At 61.9% G+C, this 21,049-nt stretch carries 20 protein-coding genes and 1 pseudogene; 4 read left to right on the forward strand and 17 right to left on the reverse strand.

What is annotated here, in order from left to right:
- Positions 1–92: 92 nt before the first annotated feature.
- Together AC5ZG5_RS14125 and AC5ZG5_RS14130 are read right to left on the reverse strand one after the other, a co-directional pair.
- The gene (locus AC5ZG5_RS14125) at positions 93–374 is read right to left on the reverse strand and encodes a hypothetical protein (RefSeq protein WP_028162724.1); all 282 of its coding nucleotides are present in this window, start codon (positions 372–374) and stop codon (positions 93–95) included.
- A gap of 9 nt (positions 375–383) precedes the next feature.
- Complete coding sequence (locus AC5ZG5_RS14130; protein WP_130227104.1) at positions 384–1,385, reverse strand: chemotaxis protein CheB; 1,002 nt, start codon at positions 1,383–1,385, stop codon at positions 384–386.
- Positions 1,386–1,481: 96 nt separating this feature from the next.
- On the opposite strand from AC5ZG5_RS14130, the gene AC5ZG5_RS14135 reads away from it, so the two are divergent.
- Positions 1,482–1,889 carry a response regulator gene (locus AC5ZG5_RS14135; RefSeq protein WP_456642530.1) on the forward strand — a complete coding sequence of 136 codons (408 nt, stop codon included), beginning with the start codon at positions 1,482–1,484 and terminating at the stop codon, positions 1,887–1,889.
- Between the two features lie 222 nt (positions 1,890–2,111).
- On the opposite strand, the gene AC5ZG5_RS14140 is transcribed toward AC5ZG5_RS14135, so the two are convergent.
- Entirely contained in the window at positions 2,112–3,905 is a 1,794-nt protein-coding gene (locus AC5ZG5_RS14140) for an alkaline phosphatase family protein (RefSeq protein WP_456642529.1), read from the reverse strand.
- Positions 3,906–4,196: 291 nt separating this feature from the next.
- Between AC5ZG5_RS14140 and AC5ZG5_RS14145 the strand changes: the two genes are divergently transcribed.
- Complete coding sequence (locus tag AC5ZG5_RS14145) at positions 4,197–5,627, forward strand: cytochrome c peroxidase (protein ID WP_456642528.1); 1,431 nt, start codon at positions 4,197–4,199, stop codon at positions 5,625–5,627.
- Between the two features lie 4 nt (positions 5,628–5,631).
- Here the strand turns inward: AC5ZG5_RS14145 and AC5ZG5_RS14150 are convergent, their stop codons facing one another.
- The 4 genes from AC5ZG5_RS14150 to AC5ZG5_RS14165 all read right to left on the reverse strand — a co-directional run bounded on the left by AC5ZG5_RS14150 (position 5,632) and on the right by AC5ZG5_RS14165 (position 10,932).
- Entirely contained in the window at positions 5,632–6,297 is a 666-nt protein-coding gene (locus AC5ZG5_RS14150) for a hypothetical protein (protein WP_456642527.1), read from the reverse strand.
- Between the two features lie 114 nt (positions 6,298–6,411).
- Positions 6,412–8,511, reverse strand: a complete 2,100-nt coding sequence (locus tag AC5ZG5_RS14155) for a phospholipase C (RefSeq protein ID WP_456642526.1) — start codon at positions 8,509–8,511, stop codon at positions 6,412–6,414.
- A gap of 256 nt (positions 8,512–8,767) precedes the next feature.
- On the reverse strand, positions 8,768–10,144 hold the full coding sequence (locus AC5ZG5_RS14160; RefSeq protein WP_456642525.1) for a cytochrome c peroxidase: 1,377 nt from the start codon (positions 10,142–10,144) through the stop codon (positions 8,768–8,770).
- Positions 10,141–10,932 (reverse strand): EfeM/EfeO family lipoprotein, encoded by a 792-nt coding sequence (locus AC5ZG5_RS14165; protein WP_456642524.1) that lies wholly within the window; start codon positions 10,930–10,932, stop codon positions 10,141–10,143. The genes AC5ZG5_RS14160 and AC5ZG5_RS14165 overlap by 4 nt, the downstream gene beginning before the upstream one ends.
- A gap of 226 nt (positions 10,933–11,158) precedes the next feature.
- Here AC5ZG5_RS14165 and AC5ZG5_RS14170 point away from each other — a divergent pair, with 226 nt between their 5' ends.
- Complete coding sequence (locus AC5ZG5_RS14170; protein ID WP_456642523.1) at positions 11,159–11,641, forward strand: prepilin peptidase; 483 nt, start codon at positions 11,159–11,161, stop codon at positions 11,639–11,641.
- Positions 11,642–11,646: 5 nt separating this feature from the next.
- Here AC5ZG5_RS14170 and AC5ZG5_RS14175 read toward each other — a convergent pair whose 3' ends face one another.
- From AC5ZG5_RS14175 to AC5ZG5_RS14220, 10 genes are read right to left on the reverse strand one after another with little or no spacing between them, the layout of a single operon-like run.
- Positions 11,647–12,279 carry a hypothetical protein gene (locus tag AC5ZG5_RS14175; RefSeq protein WP_456642522.1) on the reverse strand — a complete coding sequence of 211 codons (633 nt, stop codon included), beginning with the start codon at positions 12,277–12,279 and terminating at the stop codon, positions 11,647–11,649.
- Entirely contained in the window at positions 12,279–12,848 is a 570-nt protein-coding gene (gene gspM / locus AC5ZG5_RS14180) for a type II secretion system protein GspM (protein ID WP_456642521.1), read from the reverse strand. The genes AC5ZG5_RS14175 and gspM overlap by 1 nt, the downstream gene beginning before the upstream one ends.
- The gene (locus AC5ZG5_RS14185; protein WP_456642520.1) at positions 12,845–13,918 is read right to left on the reverse strand and encodes a PilN domain-containing protein; all 1,074 of its coding nucleotides are present in this window, start codon (positions 13,916–13,918) and stop codon (positions 12,845–12,847) included. The genes gspM and AC5ZG5_RS14185 overlap by 4 nt, the downstream gene beginning before the upstream one ends.
- Positions 13,918–14,829, reverse strand: a complete 912-nt coding sequence (locus AC5ZG5_RS14190; RefSeq protein WP_456642519.1) for a type II secretion system minor pseudopilin — start codon at positions 14,827–14,829, stop codon at positions 13,918–13,920. Before AC5ZG5_RS14190 ends, AC5ZG5_RS14185 begins: the two co-directional genes overlap by 1 nt.
- Positions 14,807–15,532: a PulJ/GspJ family protein gene (locus AC5ZG5_RS14195; protein ID WP_456642518.1), complete on the reverse strand. Its 726-nt coding sequence runs from the start codon at positions 15,530–15,532 to the stop codon at positions 14,807–14,809. The genes AC5ZG5_RS14190 and AC5ZG5_RS14195 overlap by 23 nt, the downstream gene beginning before the upstream one ends.
- On the reverse strand, positions 15,529–15,933 hold the full coding sequence (locus tag AC5ZG5_RS14200; protein ID WP_028168446.1) for a prepilin-type N-terminal cleavage/methylation domain-containing protein: 405 nt from the start codon (positions 15,931–15,933) through the stop codon (positions 15,529–15,531). The genes AC5ZG5_RS14195 and AC5ZG5_RS14200 overlap by 4 nt, the downstream gene beginning before the upstream one ends.
- A complete protein-coding gene (locus AC5ZG5_RS14205; protein WP_130227116.1) occupies positions 15,914–16,378 on the reverse strand; it encodes a type II secretion system protein in 465 nt (154 codons plus the stop codon). Before AC5ZG5_RS14205 ends, AC5ZG5_RS14200 begins: the two co-directional genes overlap by 20 nt.
- Entirely contained in the window at positions 16,371–16,886 is a 516-nt protein-coding gene (gene gspG, locus AC5ZG5_RS14210) for a type II secretion system major pseudopilin GspG (RefSeq protein WP_245474796.1), read from the reverse strand. The genes AC5ZG5_RS14205 and gspG overlap by 8 nt, the downstream gene beginning before the upstream one ends.
- A 16-nt stretch (positions 16,887–16,902) precedes the next feature.
- Entirely contained in the window at positions 16,903–18,114 is a 1,212-nt protein-coding gene (locus AC5ZG5_RS14215; RefSeq protein WP_456642517.1) for a type II secretion system F family protein, read from the reverse strand.
- Between the two features lie 4 nt (positions 18,115–18,118).
- On the reverse strand, positions 18,119–19,798 hold the full coding sequence (locus tag AC5ZG5_RS14220) for a GspE/PulE family protein (protein ID WP_456642516.1): 1,680 nt from the start codon (positions 19,796–19,798) through the stop codon (positions 18,119–18,121).
- 294 nt (positions 19,799–20,092) lie between these two features.
- Between AC5ZG5_RS14220 and AC5ZG5_RS14225 the strand changes: the two are divergent.
- Positions 20,093–20,974, forward strand: a pseudogene (locus AC5ZG5_RS14225) (secretin N-terminal domain-containing protein); the annotation flags it as partial.
- Between the last annotated feature and the right edge of the window lie 75 nt (positions 20,975–21,049).

The raw sequence follows: 21,049 nt of genomic DNA on the forward strand, positions 1-21,049 counted from the left end.
CGGCTGACCGCGAGCTGTCGCCGGAGGCAGAGCGCGCTGCAGCAGTGCGACGTACGCTCGGGCTTGGCGCCGGATCACGAAGCCTGGACGCCTCACGTCCCCTTGATCGACAGCGGATAGATCTCATTCTCAAGATACGCGATGCGCTGCTCGATCAGCGTGCGATGGTGCTCCCATTGCAGCAGGGTCTGCTCGAGCAGAACGACCAGGCGTTCGGCCTGCGTCGTATCGTGACCGGCAGCCTGCAGATCGAGCAGCAGATCCTGCTGGTTCTGGAGCCGTTTCAAGCCTTCCTCGATATCGCCGTCGGCCTTGAGCAGAACACGCCGCTCGGCCCTGAGCTCTTCGGCACGCTCGGCAAGCGATATGACCATTGGCACCGCCTAAGCTTTGGAAGGCCGCGGGTCCAGCGACTTTAGCACGACGCGCCGGATCATGTCGGCATATTCGCGATATTCCGCCGCCCGCGCCTCGTACATTTGGGCTACCGCGGCCCGGCCGCTCTGGCGGCCATCAAGCGCCATGCGGTGAACCAGTTCGGCGCGCTCCTCGATGATCCGCAGCGCCACCCGCAAGGCTTCGTCAACCCGGCCTTCCTGCTCCTTGGCCAGCACGTCGACGGTGAAGGCATGGCCGACCTGGCAGCGGAAACGCAGCGGATGACTGTCCTTGAGCTCGGAAAGTACGCCGCCGCAGCTCGGGCAAGTCAGGGACGCCGGATCAGCAATCGGGAGCAGGCTATCGCTGCCGATGCGCTCGCCTGCGGCGATCTCGACTTCCAGCCGGATCTCCGGCGGGATCGGCCGCGCGGCACCCGGCGCCTCCCGAACCAGGTCGGACAGCACGTCACCGATCCGTGCGCCGGGCACGCAGAGGTCGACGGTCGTCGCCTCGAGCGCACGCAGGGGCATCTCGTCGGAAATCGCGTCTTTGGGGTCCTGTACCAGCGCGAAGCCGCCACAGCGCTTGATCGCATTCAGGCCGGCCGCTCCATCGGACAGAAATCCGCTGAGAACAACGCCGATCACCCGGGATCCATAGTGCAGCGCCGCGGATCGAAACAAGGGATCGATCGCCGGGCGCACCATATTCTCACGCGGGCCGCGGCCCAACATCATATGATCCCTGAACACCAGCAGATGATGGTCCGGCGGTGCGAGATAGATATTGCCATGCTCGATGAGCATGCCGTTTTCCGCTTGGCGAACCGGCAGCTTGGCGGCCGCGCTTGCCACGGTCGAGAGGACTCCAATCCCCTGGGCCGGGATGTGCAGTACAATGAACAGCGCGGCGGGCAGGTTGGCCGGCAGCTTGCTCAAAATGTCCTTCAGCGGCGCCGTCGCGCCGGCAGAGCCCCCGATGACGATAATGTCGCGGTTGACCATGGAACCCGTCGTACTCTGGAGTGTTTACGACAAGGCGCGGCTTCGCCTCATGTTCCTAACTTCAATAGGATTCGGGCGGCGAAGGAGGCTCGAGGTATGATGGCAGCACCTGTCCTTCTTCGCGAACGCGGCGTCCTGACCGGACGCAGCATCCTCGTCGTCGAAGACGAATATTTCCTCGCCGACGATATCGCGCGGGCGTGCCGGGCGCTCGGCGCCGAGATCGAGGGGCCGTTCGGCGATGTCGAGGATGCGCTGGCCATCCTGACTGGAGTTCGGGCGGTCGACGGCGCAGTGCTCGACGTCAATCTCAGAAATGCGTCGATATTCCCGGTCGCACATGCGTTGCGGTCGCGCGGCATCCCATTCGTCTTCACGACCGGCTATGACAGGAGCGCGATCGACCCGGAATTTGAAGCCATCCAGCTATGGGAGAAGCCGCTCGATCTTGCCGCGATGACCCGCAGGCTGAGCGAGCTGATGCTCGCTCGAGCCGGACGATGACGGCGGAGAGCTATTTTACGTTTGAAAACGTGATCTCTTCCCCTCGTCGTCCGGGGTCAAGCCCGGGACGACACCGACGCGCGGTTCTAATCGTAGGATGGGTTTCGCTGCGCTCTACCCATCCTACGGGATGGCGAGGCGTGACAGAATCCGCCGGCAAAACTTGAATCAACTGGCCCGCATCCGGCGTGGATGCGGGCCAGCTCGTCTTCCAGACTGTCCTCAGTGGCGATCGGAATCGCCGGCCTTGAGCGCCACTGCGAGGTTGCGCACCGGCCGGGTCACGACGGGATCGAGGTCAAAGCGCTTCTCGAGCAGCTTGAGGATCGAGGTGGTGTCGTAATCCTCGTGGGCGACGCCAGACTTCTCGAAGCGCTTGGAGATCAAGAGCGCGGGGATACGGGTGCCAGGTCCCCACTGGTCCGCAGCCTTCGCGTCATCGCCGCGACGATTGTGGGGCGGCGGCGGGACATGATCCCACTGACCACCGAACTCGTCATAGGTGATGATGATGAGGGTGTCCTTGCCGTCCGGCCCCTCGGTGATCGCCTTGACCAGGTCAACCAGATGCTGGCTGCCTTCGGCCTCGCTGGCATAGCCAGGATGCTCGTTCTCTTCACCGATCGGCTTGATGAAGCTGACGTCCTTCAGCCTGCCGTTCTTTGCCGCCTGGATGAACTCCGCCTCATCCTTCAGATGATCCTTGCGGGCCTTCGTGCCGGGCGCGTAGTTGGCGAAATAGTTGAACGCCTGGTGGTGGAACTGGAAGTCCACGTCGGCGCAATTGGGGAAGACCGCCGTGGGCAGATGGTTCGGGTCGGTGCAGGTGGTGCCGTTTCCGTTGGTCCAGCCCGAAGCGCCGACGTCACCATTGGCGTTCGACCAGCCGCCCGAATACCAGGCCCAGTCGACGTGCTTGGCTGACAGTTTGTCGCCGATGTTGGGCGTGTTGAGCGGTGGCAGGCGCCGGGCATCCGCCGTGCCGGGCGAATAGGGCTGATAGAATGGCTGGGTGGTGTTGACGGCATAGTCGCCGCAGGCGAGCCCGGCCGGCAAACCAGCCTGGCTGCACTTGGCGGTCAGTTGCGCATCCTTCACCGTGGAAAGCGGGGCGTAAAGCGGCGTGCTGGTCGGCATGCCGTTGGCGTCGACGATGGAGTGCAGGTCGGTGGCGCTGCCGTCGTTGGACGCGCCGACGAATTGCGGAGCGGCGGCCGCGACCAGGAACTGGTGGTTAAGGAACGAACCGCCGAAGGCGCCCTGGAAGAAGCTGTCGGCGATGACGTAATTCGGCGCGCCGCGATCGTGCAGATAGCGGTAGATCGGCAGCTTCTTGGTGTCGTAATAGCCCATCACGAGACCCGCAGCATCGCTGCCGGTCATGTAGCGGTTCTGCCGGCCACCATTGATCTGATACTGCTCGCTGTAGAAGCGATGCACGATGTCCTCCGTGCAGCCGCCGGGCAGACCGGTGCCGTTGAGGAAGCCGTGAGACGCGAAAGCGCCGATCGGTTTCGGGCAGGTGGTTGCCGACGTCGGAATGAAGTCGTTGATTTCGAACGGCTTGTTCTTGAAGGCGCTGAGGATGGCGACCGAGCTTCCATTGTCGGTGCAGCTCGTCGGCAACGGCGAGGGAGAGGTCAGGTTGACGTCATTCTGCAACAGGCAGGTGTAGACCGTCTTGCCGTCCTGGCGGACCTGCAGCGTGTGCGGCTGATCGGCGTCGGAAACGCCGTTGATGTTGTCACGACCGACGTCGCCCCAGTGGCCGTAGAGGTTATCGAAGCTGTGATTCTCCTGATAGATGATCACGACGTGCTTGTATGCCTTCAGCAGACTGTCATGGTCATGGTGACCGTGATCATGACCATGGTCATGATGTTTGAAGTCATCGCCTTTGTCGTGCTTGAACTGGTCGACGATCTTGTCGACGAGATTCTCTGCCTTGGCCACCGGCGCGACAGCGATCGCACCAACAGCCAATGTGAGCGCGGGAATGGCTCCCCAAAGCCGCATGGTTTTCTCCCCTGAGAGCAAAGATGGAATGAAACAAGGTGAGGCTATCTGCCGCACATTTCGATCCGATGACTGTTTTCCGACAATGCAAGGAGTCGCGCACACGCTGAGACGTCATCGCCATGCTTAGACGGATATCGAGGTATGCTCTGCCATCTGATCGTCATCAAACCGACGACAAGTTCTGTCTATCCAGTCCAGCTGCGGTCTCGCCAGCAGGGACACTGTCATCCGTGCGACATCTGCTGTTCACAGACCGCCCAACTAAATTGCTGCAGGGGCTTTGTCGTGATGACCAGGGACATTCTTGCGTGCCGCTCGCGCCGAAACGGCGCGGCTGCCGCGCATCGCACCACTTCGTGCGCTTTGATCGTGCTGATCGCGCTTGTTGCAGCGCTCATTCCCTTGCGGACAGAGGCGTTTCCTTTGGGCGGCGATCAGACGGTCTTGCCGACCGGGACGGAATTTTCCGAGGAAGCGCTGGCGAAGCCGCGCGAACTGTTCCACTCGGAAGCCGTGGGTGGGCACAAGTCCTACCTGGTCAATCTTGGCGATCTCGCATTCAACTCGCCTTCCATCCTGGGCGGCAAGGCGCGGCAGGCGGAAATGAGCTGCGGCACCTGTCACGTCAACGGGACATCGAATCCGAAGCTGTTCGTTCCCGGTGCCTCCTCGCGCCCCGGCACCTTCGACACCACCAGCCTGATGTTCAATCCGAAGGCATTCAACAGCATTCTCGATCCGGTTCGGATCCCCAGCCTGCGCGGCGCGCGCTTCCTGGCGCCCTACGGGCACGACGGCCGCATCACCTCGCTGCGCGACTTTATATATAACGTCATCGTAAACGAGTTTCAGGGGCCGCGACCGAGCGATGCCGTCCTGGACGGCCTTGTCGCCTACATCACCGACATCGATTTTCTCCCCAATCCCAGGCTTTCACCCGGCGGCATGCTTAGCGCACAAGCAAGCGCCGCCGAGCGCCACGGCGAGCAACTGTTCTTCAAGCCGTTTCCGCACCAGCCCCAACTGAACTGCGCCACCTGCCATGTTCCAACGGGTGTCTTCACCGACCAGGCCCGCCATGACGTGGGCTCGGGGGGCCTGGTGAAAACGCCGACCCTGCTCAACGCCAATTTCAACGCGCCCTACTTCCACGATGGCCGCTACGACAGCTATGAAGAAGTGGTCCGACATTTCGACCGCAGCTTCGAGCTCGGTCTCTCGTCGCAGGACACGCAGGATCTCGTCGCCTATCTGACTGCGGTCGGCGACGGCGACCGCCCGTTCGACAAGGACGGCGTGGCGATTCGGATGAAGGAAGTGCGTGAGCTCGCGAGCGTCCTGGAGCTCGCCATCCCCGCCGCGGATACAGCCGTGGTGTCGCTGGCCGTCACGGGCGTAGGCGCTGAATTGCGTGAATTGACCGAGCATATTCCGGATATCAGGTATGCTTCGGTCGGGGGCCAGGAGGAGCGGCTTGCGGCGCGGACCGCCGTCAAGGACCTGGTTCTCAGCCTGCGCCGGATTGATCTTGCGGTCGCAGCCGGCCATCTCGACGAGGCCATGGCCGAATACGAGACGTTCTCGATGCTCGCCACCTTCGACGTCCCCGTCACCTTGAAGAAAGCCGAACCGTGGTCGCTGTTCAACGCCAACGTCCACCAGTCGCACTATGCGGCGCTTGGACGGATGCTGCAAACAGCGACCAAGCAAGCCCAGTAATCGCTCACTCCGACGCGGGCGGAGCGACCCATACGTCGCTCTGCCTGATACGATCGATCAACGCCCGCGGATCGAATTTGCGCGCGCCAGAGGGAATTTCGAACGTTTGCGCCGGCTGCAGCTCGTCGCGGATGTTCTCGATGGCGATCATCGTTCCGTCCCCGGTCTTGATCTGCACCGGAAACTTGCGCTCGCGGTCGATCCACCCGACAAAGCCGCCGCCGGGAGCCGCAACGATCCGATAGACGTCCGCCTTGCGATCTCCGACTGTTCCCTCCCCGTCGCGCTCGCAATGCCAATTATCGGGCTCCACCGGCGCCGCCAGCGATGCCATCGCCCACCATTGCCGGCAGGGTTCATCGGGATCGACCGGGACAAACATTTGTGTCAACGGACTTGACTGCCTTGCGTCCATGAACACCTTCGCGCGCGGGCGCACGAAAGCGGCCGCAGGCTCCGCCCCATCGATCAGAAAGAAGCCATCGGCGAAATCGGTTGTCTCGATCCTCACCTTGCTTTCGGACACGTGCAGGCTTCCCACACGCACGACCTTTTCACCTCGTCTCGCGACAAGGTCCGCGGAAAACTGCTGCGCCGCGGCTGAGGTGCCGGCAAGCGCCGAACCGACCAAGGCAAGCAGGCATGCTCGCAGCCTCTTGCTCCCCAGCATCCGATCTCGATCCATCGGCAAAACCTCGGCGGCACAAAAATGCGGTGGCGCCGACCGAACCATTGGCTCGATCGGCACCATCTTCAGACCAGTCGTTCTTGGAACGCTGCTCAGCTACTCGGTATAGGACAGTGCAACCGGCTTGCTGAAATCGAACGCATCGAACATGTCAGCAAGCGCGGGGCTGTTGGTCGGCACATACTCGTTGTTCCGCGAATATGTCGGGTTCGGCAGGTTGTCGCGGCTGCGGTTCGTCAGCGGCTGCAGATTCCAGTTACGTTCGATGAATTTCAGCAACGAAACGTGGTCACCGTAGTTGTGGTAGATCTTGCCGCCGGTCGAATAGGGCGACAGGATGAGGATCGGCATACGCGGTCCATCACCGAAGAAATCGATCGACTGGATGTAGCCCGAGTCCCAGTAGCCGCCGGCTTCGTCCCAGGTGATGAACACCGCGGTCTCCGCCTTGAGCTCCGGATTGTTGTCCAGCGCGTTTAAGACATTCAGCACATAGGCCTCGAACAGATCGACCTTCGAGCTTTGCGGGTGGCCGTCTAGCAGACCGTCCGGCTTGCCGAACGACACCGAAGGCAACTTGTTGTCCTGGATCGCCGTGATCAGATCGGCAGTGTCCTTGATGTGAGCCTGACGCACGGTCGGGTTGGCCATGATCGAGGTCGCATACTGGAACGGATTGCAGATCTGGCAGTAGGCCACACCGAGCGCGTGAGCCGGATCGGCGAGCGCCGCCGCATTGAGATCCGGATTGTTCGGATTGGCGGCAACCGCGGCATTCGAAAGCGCCACGGCGTCATTATACGCACCACCGTAGAAAGCCCAGGAGATCTTCTTGTCCATCAGTGCATCGCCGATGGTCCGCACCGACGACGGCGGCATGCTGCTTCCGCCCGCCAGCGCACCGTTCGGCAGATAGCCCGGATCGGTGTTGTTGAGCATGTAGTAATGGTTGGGCTTGCAGTTCGGCTCGGCCGCATACGGCAGATTGTTCAGATAGGTCACGATCGGCTTGACGCCGGGATGCGCCACATCAGAGCAATCGCTGAAGTTGCCGTCCACCGTATAGCGGTTCACCGTTCCGGACATCGGATTCGGGTTTGCGATCTGGTTTGCCGGAGGCGTGGTCGGGTTGCCCTTGCCGTCGCTCCAGAAGCCTGCGTCGCCGGTCCCGAGCATGAAGTGATTGGCGCCGGTGCCGCCGTGGAACGACTGATGGAAGTTGTCACCGAGCGTGAAGCGATCAGCCAGCATCTTTAGGATCGGGGCCTGCCCTTGCTGGGCATTATAGAAGCCCATCGAGTTGGCCATGCTCTTGTTGGACGCCGAGTAGGTCGCCATCACGAACGGAAACAGATCATTGAGGCAACCGGAGTTGTTGGCTTTGGTCACGCTGGCCGCGCTGCAATCCTCCTGCTGCCAGTCCTGATAGAACCGATGCGTGGTGTCACCGGTGTAGTCGTCGTCGCTGATCTGCTCACCCTGCAGCGCGAACGGTCCGGTCAAGTGACCAGCGCCGGGAACGCGGGTATCAAGCGCGCCAGTCGGCAGGCCGCTGAAGCCGGTCGTGAGGATATCCAGGTCGCTCGAATCCATGTCCTTCTCGACACTGGCTTCGGCGATCGTCTTGAACGGAGGTGAGGTATCGCTCTGCCCGGTTGGCGTTCCGGCCGTGTTCGGCTGCGGCATCGTGTTGGTCGCGCTGTAGGGCGACTTCGCGATCGTCGGCGCACCAATATAGAAAGAGGACTGCGCGGCGACCGAGTATTGCTGGGCTTGCGCAAAGTTCGGACCGGGCGAGCCGTCCTCGTTGACGATGCCCTTCGACAGCAGGTTGGAGATGGTCTGTCCCCTGCCCTTGGGCTTGTACACTCCGAATGTGTGGTCGAGCCCGCGGTTTTCGCCGATCAGGACGATGACATGCTTGATCGGCGATGCGGTCTTCACTTTGTCAGCCGGATCATTGTCCTTGTCACCGTGGTGGCCATTGTTGTCGTGACCGTTGTCGCCGTGGTGACCGTTCCCGTCGTGATCGTTGCCCTGCTTGTCATGGGCGAAATTATTGTGATGCGAGCGCTTGTCCCAATCACTTCGTCCGCCGGGATAATGTGCTGCATAAGCGGCTGTTGCGACAGCGACTGTTGAGATGACGCAAAGTGCCGTGGTGGTTCGCCAGTTCTTCTTATGATTGAAAGTCATTATCGACTCCAAAGGTTGTGGTTGGCGACACATCGTCTAATGCGGCAACATGACGCACGCTTATCGTTGCTGTGAAAGCGCGCGAGAAATTTTGACTCGTTCAAAAATTTTCTGCGTAGCGTCCAATGCCGCGATGCATGTATCGCGACCGATGCATTCGCATCGCGCGACAAAGGCTCAGGAGTTTTGGAAGTGATGCGCGATGCTATCGCGCGAGAATTTCTACGGAGACAAATTCGCGCAACGCAGCAGCGACCTAGTGAGACAGATGTTTCGACTGCATCACCTGGCGCAGCGCCGCGTAGTGCTGATCATGCACATCCTGATTGAACAGCGACCATGGCTCGGCGCCTGCCAACAGCGCAGGGACAGCCGCGGCCATGAGATAGCGATAGTTCCTGAACTCAGTCGCGGCGTCGGCATTGCGCCCTTCGCTTACGGCGATGTCGATTCGCCGCAGCATGAGGACGAGTTCCTTGAGACTGTTGCGCGCCGAAACCCGCTGCCGCTCGCCGCCCGACACGCTGGTGTTCTTTCGATCGGGATATCGCTCAGTGAGCTCACGCAGCTCCTGGCCGATGGTGTCGACGGCAAGCGCAACGATGGCCTTGTCGCCCGAAGGAATTGCGGTCGCGAGTACCATGTTGAAGTCATTGATTTCCTTAAGCGTCGCACCCGCGCCATCGCGCTCATAGGGTTGCACGCCATCGCCAACCGCCGTGAGATAGGCCACGAGGTCGCGCTTGTCCTGCGCCGACAGGCCAAGATCGAATGCGCGGTCGAAATGATCGACGACCTGATCAAAGCTGTCGAAGCGGCCGTCGTGAAAATAGGGTGCGTTGAAATCCGCGTTGCGCAGGGTCGGCGTCTTGAACAGACCGCCGGAGCCAGCGTCATGTTGTTGGTGGTCGACAAAGGCGGCCGACGGGACATGACAACCGGCGCAGCTCAAGCCGGGATCATGCGGAAATGGTTTGGAGAACAAGGCTTCGCCGCGACGTTCGGACTCGCTGACATTGCCAACCAGCCGGCCACCGGGACCGAGGCTCGGATTGGGCAGGAAGTCGATGTCCTGAACATAGGCGACGATGGCGTCGATGATCGCAGGCGACGGTTCGGGCCCGGCGAACTCATTCACGATGACGTTGCGGATGAAGTCGCGCAGCGAAGCCGATCGCCCGTCGCTGCCGTACGGCGCGAGATAGCGCGCACCGCGCAGGCTCGGGATCCTCACCGGATCGAGCACGAGATTGTTCGCCTTCGGATTGAAAACGGGGCCGGTGACGTCGAAGTTTCCCGGCCGCGTCGACATCTTCGGCATGAAGAACTTGGCGTTTCCGACGCCGTTGATATGACAGGTGCCGCAGCTCACGCCGGCTTGCCGTGCCACCTCGCCCAGGATCGACGGCGAATTGAACGCGAGGTCGCCGAGATTCACCATATACGATTTCGCGCCGGCGCGTTCCGATTGGAACACCTCGCGCGGCTTGTCGAGCGCATCCTCGTTCAGCTCGGTTTTTGCCGGCAGGACAGTCTGATTGCCGTCGACGGGAAAAGCCAGCGCGCGTCCAAGCGACGCGACGACAAGCAGACCGGACGCAAGCGCCGTCAGCCGCAACCAAGGCGAGTTCATCGCACCTGGGCCTCCAGCGTCGGCCGTTGCAGTCCAAGCTTTGCCGAAGCAGTCTGCAGCGCCACCACCAGTTCCTCGCTGGCGCGGCGCAACCGCGGGATATCGACATGCGGCAGGTCGGGCGCCGCAACAATCGCTTCAAGCAGCTCGATCCGATTCGTCACCATTTCATCGAGCTTGCCGTCCGCCGTGTTGAGGGCGGCGGAGAAAATCGTGTGGTAGGCGAAATCGATGCCGGCGATGTTGTTGCGCATATCATCGAGCGAGGTGCCGCTGATGCGGGATTCGCCACCATCGGCCTTGCTTTCCCCGACTTCGTAAGCGAGGCGCGCCGTACCATCCAGCAATCCCTGCGGCGTGAGCTGCATATCCTTGAGCTTGACGTGCAGATTATTCAGATCTTCGACCAAAGCGGCAGCATCCTTGTCGACGTCGGTCTGGCCGGCGCCGAATAATTTCGCTTCGATGGCATGGAACCCGCTGTCGGCGTTCGGCCAGGCGTCAATCTTCGCGTCAAGCTCGGGTACGAAGCCGGTCGTGAAGACTTCGGAGCGCTCCCAGCCGGCGCGAGCCGATATCCAGGCTTTCTTCGCGCCCGCGAGATCCCCCGCTGCAGCCTTTTCGCGCAGCGCTTGTGCACCCGTTAGCGCGCTATCAATCCCTTCGACCATGTAAGGCCGATAGCGTTCGGCGCCTTCATCGAGAACTCCGGCGTATGCACAACGCACACCGCTCAACATCACCAGCAACGCAAGGCATGTCGCCACTCGCATCTTGTTCACCGTCATTCACGCATCAGCTATCGCTCGCAGCGACGGGAAATATTGTCACCTTCCTATGCGGTTTTGTGACAGACTGATTGCACGTTGCGGTTTTCTGCTGTGAAGAGTTTTTTCGACGATCACATTCCCGAAAGGCCGCTCCGTACTTGTGTGGTTGCTTGAAAATTGAGCTGCTGATCGTGAACGAAATTCTGGTAAGCACTCACACATTTCGTCATTCATCGTAGCGCTCATGCCAATCGCCAATGAATCTGTGCAGTTCCTCGGATTCTATATCGCCCTTAGCGTGGTGTGCTGCGCATTGGCGCTGATCGACTTTCGTCACGGTATCATTCCGGATGGGTTGAATTTTACGATTGCGATGCTTGGCGTTGCGCAAGCGATGGTCTTTGGGAACCTGACAGAAGGCTTAGAGACGCTCGGTGAAGCCGCCGCGGTTGCTGTCATGTTCTTGTTGCTGCGACGCCTCTATTTCCTGCTACGACAAACCGAGGGGCTCGGGCTTGGCGATGTCAAGTTTCTCGCAGCCGCCGCGACCTGGATCGGCGTCACCGGCATTCCAACGTTGCTGTTGATTGCCACCCTGACCGCGCTCGCGACAGCGGGCGGTCTGCAACTCGCCGGACGCCAGATGAAGCGCCAGACATCGATGCCATTCGGCCCGTTTCTGGCCCTCGGCCTGCTGCTCACGCCGGCTTTCCAGCGATGGTTCTGAATTAGCTAACGTCGTGTCACCAATGGCGTTCTGATCGTGCTCACCGGGACGAGATGAACCTCGCCACCACTCTCGCCGCCCGGCGGCGGCAGTGTGAGCACAGCGCCCTGCTCGTCCTTTTCCATCGTGACTTCACGCCCGCGAATCGCACTCAGCTTCCAGCCCTGAAAATCTTCGCCGACTTTCAGCCGCAGCGCAGCATTGGTCGATTGATCCAGGAAAATGCCGAAGCCTTCGTCGTCTCCGGCAATGGTGCCAACGAGCGACAGTTGCGGAGGTTCGACTTCCTTCTTCCGCGGCGGCGGAGGCGGCTTCGTCACGACAGGTTCGGCGACGGCCACGGGCGGCGGCCGTCGTGAGGGCGAGAACACCGGACGCTCGCGCGTGTTGGATAGTTGCGTCAGCGGAATGCCCCACAATGGATTGGCGCTGAGTGGCCGGACCGGCGCCGCCAGCGGTGGAACCGCGCGCACTGTCGTGACCGGTTCGGAAGGCGGCGGCGATGTCAGGACGGGTCCGCCGAGCCGTGTGTCATCCAATAGCCCAGCATCGAGTGCATCGCCGGATGCATCAGGCGCAGCCGCCGCCATGGATTGAACCGACAACGCGAAGCTCATGACAATGACTGCCAAACGCATTACTTGGCCCCCCGCCACTGTCCGGAGACGCCTAGCAGCACGCGCAGCTTGCCCGGGCGTTCACCCGTGTTCGTGCTCGCCCCATCGAGGATGGTCTGCACGACGAGCTGGTCGATGAACAAAAACGGCATGCCGGCCTCAAGATCGTAAAGCACCTGTTGCAACTGTTGTTGCTCGATTTCAAAACTCGCGACCATGCTGATGAAGCCGGCCTTCGCAGGTGTATTGGGAACATCGAGCTGGGTCGACAATACATTGCCGCCGAATTTGGTCACCGAACCCGCCACGCGCTGCAACAGCGTCGCGCCGGCAACCGTGACGGTAGCGCCTTCGAGATAGGCCGAGCCAGCTGGCATCGTCTCACCGGGCGCCCCGCCTGCTCTCGGCGTGCGGCCCTCCAACTGCGCCAGCATCGCCGACAACGAGGCGAGTTCGTTGCGCTGATCGATAAGATCGGATAGCGACGATATGGCCACGAACAGCAGCAGGATCAGCAGCCCGATATAGGTCGCGGCTGCCACGAACGGCGAGGTGCTGATTGCCTTCAATGACCGGGCTGATGCGTTCATGAGCCGGATCCAAAATACGCTGATATATTGGCCTCGACGTGAAAGCGCTCGCCCGACTCGTTCGCCGCGCGGGTGGTCGGTGCGAAGAATGTGGCTCGGGTGAATTGCGGCGACTGTTCCATCAGGCGGATGAGCGCGGGGGCGTCCTGGGTCATGCCGACGACCTGCACCTTGCCGCCTTCGATGCGCAGCTCGGTCACATAGGTCGTGTCGGGCAGCACGCGCGAAAGCGCTTCCAGCACCATCACGCTCGATGGCGTCGTCTGCTTGCGCTTTGCCAAGAGACCGATGCCGGGCGCCACGCCATTGGCGTCAACCCGCAATGCCGCGCGGCGTTGCGAAATCTGCCGCTGGATATCGTCCTGTTCAGATTGCAGCGAACCGCCGAGATAGATGCTGAGGAACAATGAGGCAGCGGCGGCGACGCCCGTGGAGATCAGGGCGACGCGCAACAGGCGCGGCACGTTCGGTCCCGCCATGCTGCACAGCCGCTTGTCGAGCAGCTTCACCCGGACCGGCGTGCCGCTGCCGCCGGCGGCCGGCGCATGGATGGCAACGGAAGCAGCGCCCAACCTGTCCACCAACTGCACCAACGGATCGACTTTCGACGCCGAGGTCGCACTGAAGGCAACTTCGATCCGATCGTCAGCGACTGCAACCGGCGAACTCCAGCCGAACACGGCTTCGCTTGCGCCCCATGGCGTCAGGCGATCCACCTGGGAGCGAATCATGCCATCGAGAAAGTCGGCTGCCGGCGTTGGGAAGTCGAGCAGACGAGTCATGACATGATCGGCCGGCAACTGCACCTCGACACGGCTGCCCTTGAAGGCCGCACTCCACTGCGCCGGCAACGTCGGCTCCGGCGCGCCGTGCTGGATCGGGAAGGAGAGAACCGTCGCAGCCAGATTGTCTTTCGATGCAGTCATGCTGGCGGTGAATGTGCCGTCAGCATTCTCGTCAAGCTGGATGCGGCGCTGACGCACCAGCCCGTCCGTCATGCCGTCAACCGCACCGGCGACCGCCGCGATCCACTGCTCGAACCACTCCCTGCCCTGCGCGATCATCGCCATCATGTGCTCCCGCGACGAGAAACGACGTTTCGCGGTGCAATGTCATCCTGCCAGGACAACACGCGATAGGGGTCGACCTTGTCGCCCATGGCGATCACGACCTCCGAAGTGCTGCGGCGGCCATTGCGGAAACGGATCGTGGTCTCGACGCGATAACAAGGACTCGTCGCGGTCGAAGCATCGTTCTTCCCCGAGTCGGACGGCGACGCCGGCAGGGGCCGGTTCAGCGAGGCCGAACTATTTCCGAACGAATTGGGCTTGTTCGCAGGTTTGTCAGGCATCGCCTGGATGACCTCCGGCGCCGCGATCGCCGGATCGACATCGGGAGATCCGTTAAACACAGTCACGAAAGGCAGTGCACGCTCCACCAGCGCGGCCGGGAGGCCGACGACCAGCGCCAATTCATTGACATGGACAAACGGAGCCTGCCGCGGCGAGTAGCCGGCAGAATTGTAACGCGCCTCCTCCTCGTTCGCGCTACCGGGAACGGGACGGGTTCGCCAGCCGACGACCCGATCCGCATATTCAAGGGCCGCGTCCTTGCGGGCGCCCAGCGTGGCAAACAGGCCGGCCAACATTTCCTTGGGAGCGAAGTTCAGATCGATGCGGGCGGCCTCGGAAATGAAAGCGACCTGAACGCTCGCATCATCCATGCGGAATTGAAAGGCTCCGTGGGGAGGCTTGGTACGTTCGTCCGCCAGCGCCAGTTGGTAGGCCGTCAGTTCGAGACTCGCGGATACCAAGGCTTCGGTCTGCAGCGCCGTCTCGTTGACGGCGATCGCCCGCGTGGATGCCGATAAATAGGCGGCGAAGACCATCGCGAGCGATGACAGCGCCGCCAGGATCCAAAGCACGGCAACGATGACGAAGCCGCGTTCGCCTGAGGGTTTACGTGCGCCGATCGCTGTCATCGCGTCCCCCCGGTTCAGTAGCGCCTTGCGCGTTGTTATCGTTGCATTTGCCGTCCGGCTTCGTGCAGTCACTCGGCAATTGCACATGGACTGGCGCGATCGTCGAGACCGACAGCACGCGCTGGCTCGCAGCATCACGCACCGTCAGCTTGATCATCGCCGGCAGCCGGTCCGCGTTTCGCCACGTGCTTTTCCAGACATGGTCGGGACCGGCATAGGCGAATGACAGTCGAAAGGGCGCTTGCAGCAGCACCACCGGATCGCCGAGATGCGTTTGTTCCGACAGCGACAGCCCAACGGGCAACGGCGTGAAGCGCGTCCGCGAGCGGACCGTGACGAATTCGCCGCGATCTTTGGTTTCACCGAGACGCACCACGTCGAGCCCTGGCCCCGCGTTCGGTCCCACCGCCGTCCGCACGAACGTGACAGACAATTCCGATCCGTCGAACAGCGGACGACGCGAGTCGCGGTTGGCGGGAATAAATTCGGTTGCGGCCAGGTCCGCGGCAATCCGCCCGAGCGCGATCCCAGCCAGTTCGCTGCGCTGGATCCGGCCAAATCCCTTGTTCCAGTTCGGCAGCCATTGCGCGGTGATGCTCGCGAGCGCCGACAGCAATAGCCCCATCAGCGCCAGCGCGACGATGGTCTCTATCAACGTAAATCCGCGCTCATGGGCGCGCCGCGTTGCCGATGCCGGGCTCATTCTGATGGCCTCGGCATCAAGCGTACGGTTCGAACATCGGATAGCGCGCCAGTGGGCGACCTGACGCGTATCCTCACCAGTTCGGCCGTCCATGGCACATTAGCACCCGGCACATTCCAATCGTCACCAAGCGGACTGACGTCGATGGTCCAGCGATAGCCCTCGGCCTGGCCTGTCGAGGTGCCCTGCTGCAATTCCGCGCGCGGCGGAACACCCACCGTCATCAAGGTGCGCGCCGCCTGCATCAGCGCCACGTGCTGCTCCAATGCCCGCACGCCGCGCATATTGCCGGCCATGACGGTACCGATCGCGATGATGGAGACGGCCACCACCGCCAGCGCGACCAGCACCTCGATGATCGTGAAGCCCGCGTCGGGGCGATCAGTTGGTGGCGGTGTCACGGGAAACAACCTCGACTCTTCCGGTGAGCCAGTTGACGCGGATCTCATAGCCGGCGTCGAACCGTGTCAGCGCGATGGATCCGCCACATGAGCTGCCATTGGCGAAGAAGCGAATGGTCGACAGCGCGGCTTGCCGCTGGCAGGTTTGCGGCAACAGCGCATCGAACCGTACGTCCTCGGGAATACGGATCGTCGATCGCGACGAACCGGAATGGATCACGCGGCTTGGCGCGTCGACCAGCGTCGCGATGCTGGTGTTGCGGTTGATGGCGGCGTTACGGTCCGCTTTCAGGAGCGTCGCGGTCTGCAACGCATAGGCCTGCAGCCGCGACCGCGATGTCTGACGCGGAATGAACGGCAGCAACACGGCAGCCAGCAATGCGATGATGGCGAGCACACACACCATCTCCAGCAGGGTGAAACCGCGCTGCGTGACGTCATTCATCTCGGGAGGCTGTCGTCTTTTCGAGAGAAATGTCGGCGGAATTGCCGCTGCCACCCTCCTGGCCATCGGCGCCATAGGAGACGATGTCATAGGGACCGTGCTCGCCGGGCGACCGATAGACGTAAGGGTGATTCCAGGGATCCTTCGGGACATTGCCGCCCTTCAGATACGGCCCGTTCCAGGCGGCGAGCCCCGGCGTCCGCTGCACCAGCGCGGCGAGACCTTCGGCAGATGAAGGAAACCGGCCGGCATCGAGATAGAACAGGTCGAGTGCACTCGAGAAGCTTTGCAGCTGGATGCGTGCGGCCTTGACCTTGGACTCGCTGAGATAATTGAGCACACGCGGGCCGATCAGGCCCATGATCAGGCCGATGATGGCAATCACGACCAGCATCTCGACCAGCGTGAAGCCCTCCTGACCGCGATAGGCGTACTGTTTTCTCTCGCGGGCGGCTCGATGAATGAAGCGAGTGACGAGCAGTTCGGCGATACTCTTGCGCGAAATCATGATGTGACCCTCGCTCTTAACCGACAAGTTGCGTGACCGACAGCAGCGCCGTCATGACCGACACGATCAGTCCGCCGACGACTGTGCTGATCGTGATGATCGCAAGCGGCCCGACGATGCCGACAATGCGGTCAAGGCTGCGCTGCAATTTTGCTTCGTAGAATTCTGCGACCCGCCCCGACAGGACCGGCAACTGCCCGGTTTCTTCACCGAGCCGAAGCATGCGTACCGCCATCGGCGGCAGGCTGTTGGCGACGGCAAGGGCTTCCGACAACTTCCCGCCATGCCGGACGCCGTCGGCTGCAGCGGTCCAGCTCGCTTCGTTTCCTGTCACCGCCATGATGTCAACCAGGATACGCAAGGTGGCCGTGAGATTGACGCCGCTGCCGAGCAGGACACCGAGATTGCGGCAGAACAGGCTGGCGCGATAGAACTGAAAGATGTTGCCGATGAGGGGTAGCTGCGATAGCCCGTTCATCATTGCAGCGCGCACGCTCGCCTGGCGCAACAACCACCAGACGACAGCAATGGTCGCAGTCGCGATCAACATGGCTGCCGTCGCATTGGCACGCAGGAAATCCGACAACTGGATGAAGGTGGCGAGCGCCGTATCGGACTTCGCACCGAAATCCCCGAGCACGGTCGAGAATTGCGGCAGCACGAACAGAAGAAAGAACAGCATCACGCCCGAAGCCGCGACCAATACAAAGGCGGGATACTGCATCGCGTCGGTGAGTTTCCGCCGCATCTGTTCGGAACGCGCGCGCTCAGCGCCCAGCATTTCCAGCACGGAATCGAGCGTGCCCGAGACTTCGCCGACGCGCACCAAGGCGCCATACATCGGCGGAAACAAGCTCGGATGATCTGCCACCGCATCGGCGAAACTCTCGCCGCCGAGGAGAGCCGCCCGGATCTTCGCCACCACCGGGCGCATCCGCCCGACATCGGCATCGCCGGACAGCAGTTCAAGGGCGTCGTCGAGGCGGGCGCCGGCCTTGAGCAGCAGTGCAAGGTCGCGCGTGAACGTGGTGATCTCGGCGGCGCTCGGCCGGCCGAACAGGCCGAGACCTCCCGCACCGGGAGAAGCTCGTTTGTCCTCAATGGTTTCGATCGGCAAGAGCCGCAGATATTCGATCCGGCGCGCGACCTCGGCGGCCGTCGGCGCGCTGATCGTGCCGTTCACGATCTCGCCGTTCTGCGTCAGGGCGCGGTAGCGGAAATTCGGCACGTGGTCACCGCATGGTCGTGACGCGGAGAATTTCGGCAGGCGACGTCAGCCCGGCGCGGCATTTGGCGATGCCGTCGTCGAGCATTGTCGTCATCCCCGCACGGATCGCCATCGCATCGATCTTCAGCCCGTCGGTCTTCTCCCCGATCAGTTCGCGCAACTCGTTGGAGATTTCTAGCAGCTCGAACACACCGAGCCGGCCGCGATAGCCGTTGCCGCCGCAGCGTTCGCATCCGCACGGTTCCTGGATCGTTTCACCGGCGCGAAACCCGAATGCGACAAGCCGCGGATCCTCGGCGAAATCGGCAGGGCCAAGCGTCCGTCCTGATTTGCAGCGTTCGCATAGCTGCCGGACCAGACGCTGCGCGATCACGCCGCGCAGGACCGAACGCAGGAGATAGCCCTCGACGCCGAGGTCGAGCAGGCGTGGCACCGCCGCGGCCGCCGTCTCGGTATGCAGCGTCGTCAGCACCAGATGGCCGGTGAGAGCCGCATGGACCGCAACATGCGCGGTCTCGGCATCTCTGATTTCTCCCACCATGATCACGTCCGGATCCTGGCGCACAAACGAGCGCAATGCGGTGGCAAAGGTCAGGCCGATCGCGGGCTTGATCTGGGATTGATTGACGCCGGGAATTTCGTACTCGACCGGATCTTCGATCGTCAGGATCTTGCGCGTCGGCTCGTTGAGGATTGAGAGGATTGTGGCAAGCGTCGTCGTCTTGCCGCTGCCGGTCGGACCGGTGATGACGATCATGCCGTGCGGCAGCGCAAGGAGCTGCCGCAACTTGCTTTCGTCGGATGCGGAGAAGCCCAGTTTTTCCACGACCAGCAATCCGCGATCCTTTGGTAGGATGCGAATGACGGCCGACTCGCCGTGCTGCGTCGGCATGATCGCGACGCGGATATCGATATCGGAACGCCCTGCCCGCAATCGCGCCGCACCATCCTGGGGCAACCTGCGCTCGGCGATATTGAGATTGGCGATGATCTTGATGCGGGAGATGACGGCTTGCGGCAGCACGCCTGACAATGCCGCCACCGGCCGCAGCAGGCCGTCGATGCGCAGGCGGACCACGAGGCTGGAAGCGAACGGCTCGATGTGGATGTCACTGGCGCGAAGTTCGACGGCTTTTTCAAGCAGATCATTGACGGCGCGGACCACCGGCGCGCCGCTCGCAAGATCGCGCAGGCTCTCGATGTCGTCCTCGCGCGGCAGCGCTGCCGCCGGTCCGGCCGCGTCAGTATCATCGACATTCAGTCGTTGATCGAGGACGACGGCAACGTCCTCCGAGGTTGCGATCTTGACCGTGACGGCGGTGCCGAGCACGATCTGCGCCGCGCGTTGCGTCGCCTGATCGGTCGGATCGACGACCGCGAGCGTCATTGTTCCATCGGAGGTGGTGCACGGATAGACCATGGTCTCGCGCAGGAAGCGCTGCGAGAACGACGCCACCAGCGGCGCGGCCGACATCATCTCCTGCAGGGTCATGCGGCCGAGCTCGAAAAAGCGAGCAGCCTCATCGGCAAACTCGGCGGGCGAGAGATTGGTGATTTCCCACATCTTGTGGTGACGACGGTCGGAGCCGCTCTGACCCGTCGCATCGGTCTCACCATCAACCGGCGTCAAATGCTTGTTCTGACGGAGGTAGTCGACGAACTGCGAGGACCGATCGCTGGCCATGTCGTCTTTTTCCGTTACATGATTTGAAGCACCGCAGACGTCAGGCGTGTTGTTATCGATCCGAAGTGTGACAGGCATACGAATGCGGCGCCTGCTCACCGCTAAAGAAAACTTTGAGACTATCCTCCCTGATCTGAATTGCTGCCTCATTTTCATGCTTCGGCCTCCATCGCAGAATGGTCGCCAGGGCAACAATCACGCAACCAATTTATTTCTGTCATGTTGGCTCGCTAATAATCCGAGGGGACAGGGACGGATCGTCGAACATCCTCCAGTCGGAAACGGCAAGGACTAATGGTGCGCGTAGGCAAGCTGGGCCGCTACCAACGGATTCGTGGCGGCGTTGCAGCCGCCTTTGCTTTGTTGTCGCTGGGGCTGCTGGCGTCCTGCAATTCCGCAACGGTCGGAGGCGTGGATTCGGCTCAAGTCGACATCTCCGACAAGGTACGTTCGCTCGATCTGTTGCCGCGGCAATCGCAACCGGTGAACGCGTCGGGTGCTGGTGGCGCTCAAAGTGGCAGCGTTCGCGCGGCCATGTATGAAGGATCCGAAGTCACGGCGGTGTCGGACGAGCGGCTGCAGCCGACAGCGAACGGCAACGGCTTCGATCTGAACTTTGAGAACACACCGGTTGCAACGGTCGCCAAGGTCGTCCTCGGCGACATACTGCATGTCGGCTACACCATCGATCCGCGAGTGCAGGGCACGGTGAGCCTGGTGTCGGTCCGTCCGGTGCCGAAGTCGGACATCGTGTTCGTGCTGGAAAATGCTTTGAGATTGAGCGGCGTCGTGCTGCTTCGCGATACGACCGGTTACCGACTCACGCCACTTGGCGATGCGGTCGGCGGTGGCCGGGTTGATACGACAAGCGGCAATCCCGAACCCGGTTTCGGCGTCTCGGTCGTGCCTTTACAATATGTGTCGGCGCAAACGCTGCTCAAACTGATGGACAGTTTCGCCACCAAGGCCGGCGCCGTGCGCGCGGATACGACACGAAACCTCATCCTGATTCAGGGAACCGGCGCCGAGCGCCGCACAGCCGTCGACACGGTGCTCAGCTTCGACGTCGACTGGATGCGCGGCCAATCGGTCGGCATATTCCCGATCTCGAGCGGCTCGCCGGCGCCCATCATCGCCGAGATGGAGAAGATCGTCGATTCCGGCGAGAACGGCCTTAGGGTTCAGACTCAATTGATCCAATAGGCGACGACTGCGGCGATGTGGACGGCAGCCAAGAAGTTTCTGGCGAGT

The sequence above is a fragment of the Bradyrhizobium sp. Ses1 genome (assembly GCF_059512365.1).

Coding starts and splice junctions, on each gene's coding strand:
- AC5ZG5_RS14185 (WP_456642520.1), bottom strand. CDS start 13,918: ATGGCGATGATCGCGCAGGGCAGGGAGTGGTTCGAGCAGTGGATCGCG.
- AC5ZG5_RS14140 (WP_456642529.1), bottom strand. CDS start 3,905: ATGCGGCTTTGGGGAGCCATTCCCGCGCTCACATTGGCTGTTGGTGCG.
- AC5ZG5_RS14130 (WP_130227104.1), bottom strand. CDS start 1,385: ATGGTCAACCGCGACATTATCGTCATCGGGGGCTCTGCCGGCGCGACG.
- AC5ZG5_RS14155 (WP_456642526.1), bottom strand. CDS start 8,511: ATGACTTTCAATCATAAGAAGAACTGGCGAACCACCACGGCACTTTGC.
- AC5ZG5_RS14160 (WP_456642525.1), bottom strand. CDS start 10,144: ATGAACTCGCCTTGGTTGCGGCTGACGGCGCTTGCGTCCGGTCTGCTT.
- AC5ZG5_RS14195 (WP_456642518.1), bottom strand. CDS start 15,532: ATGAGCCCGGCATCGGCAACGCGGCGCGCCCATGAGCGCGGATTTACG.
- AC5ZG5_RS14125 (WP_028162724.1), bottom strand. CDS start 374: ATGGTCATATCGCTTGCCGAGCGTGCCGAAGAGCTCAGGGCCGAGCGG.
- AC5ZG5_RS14145 (WP_456642528.1), top strand. CDS start 4,197: ATGACCAGGGACATTCTTGCGTGCCGCTCGCGCCGAAACGGCGCGGCT.
- AC5ZG5_RS14135 (WP_456642530.1), top strand. CDS start 1,482: ATGATGGCAGCACCTGTCCTTCTTCGCGAACGCGGCGTCCTGACCGGA.
- gspG (WP_245474796.1), bottom strand. CDS start 16,886: ATGATTTCGCGCAAGAGTATCGCCGAACTGCTCGTCACTCGCTTCATT.
- AC5ZG5_RS14170 (WP_456642523.1), top strand. CDS start 11,159: ATGCCAATCGCCAATGAATCTGTGCAGTTCCTCGGATTCTATATCGCC.
- AC5ZG5_RS14205 (WP_130227116.1), bottom strand. CDS start 16,378: ATGAATGACGTCACGCAGCGCGGTTTCACCCTGCTGGAGATGGTGTGT.
- AC5ZG5_RS14175 (WP_456642522.1), bottom strand. CDS start 12,279: ATGCGTTTGGCAGTCATTGTCATGAGCTTCGCGTTGTCGGTTCAATCC.
- AC5ZG5_RS14220 (WP_456642516.1), bottom strand. CDS start 19,798: ATGGCCAGCGATCGGTCCTCGCAGTTCGTCGACTACCTCCGTCAGAAC.
- AC5ZG5_RS14190 (WP_456642519.1), bottom strand. CDS start 14,829: ATGACAGCGATCGGCGCACGTAAACCCTCAGGCGAACGCGGCTTCGTC.
- gspM (WP_456642521.1), bottom strand. CDS start 12,848: ATGAACGCATCAGCCCGGTCATTGAAGGCAATCAGCACCTCGCCGTTC.
- AC5ZG5_RS14150 (WP_456642527.1), bottom strand. CDS start 6,297: ATGCTGGGGAGCAAGAGGCTGCGAGCATGCCTGCTTGCCTTGGTCGGT.
- AC5ZG5_RS14165 (WP_456642524.1), bottom strand. CDS start 10,932: ATGACGGTGAACAAGATGCGAGTGGCGACATGCCTTGCGTTGCTGGTG.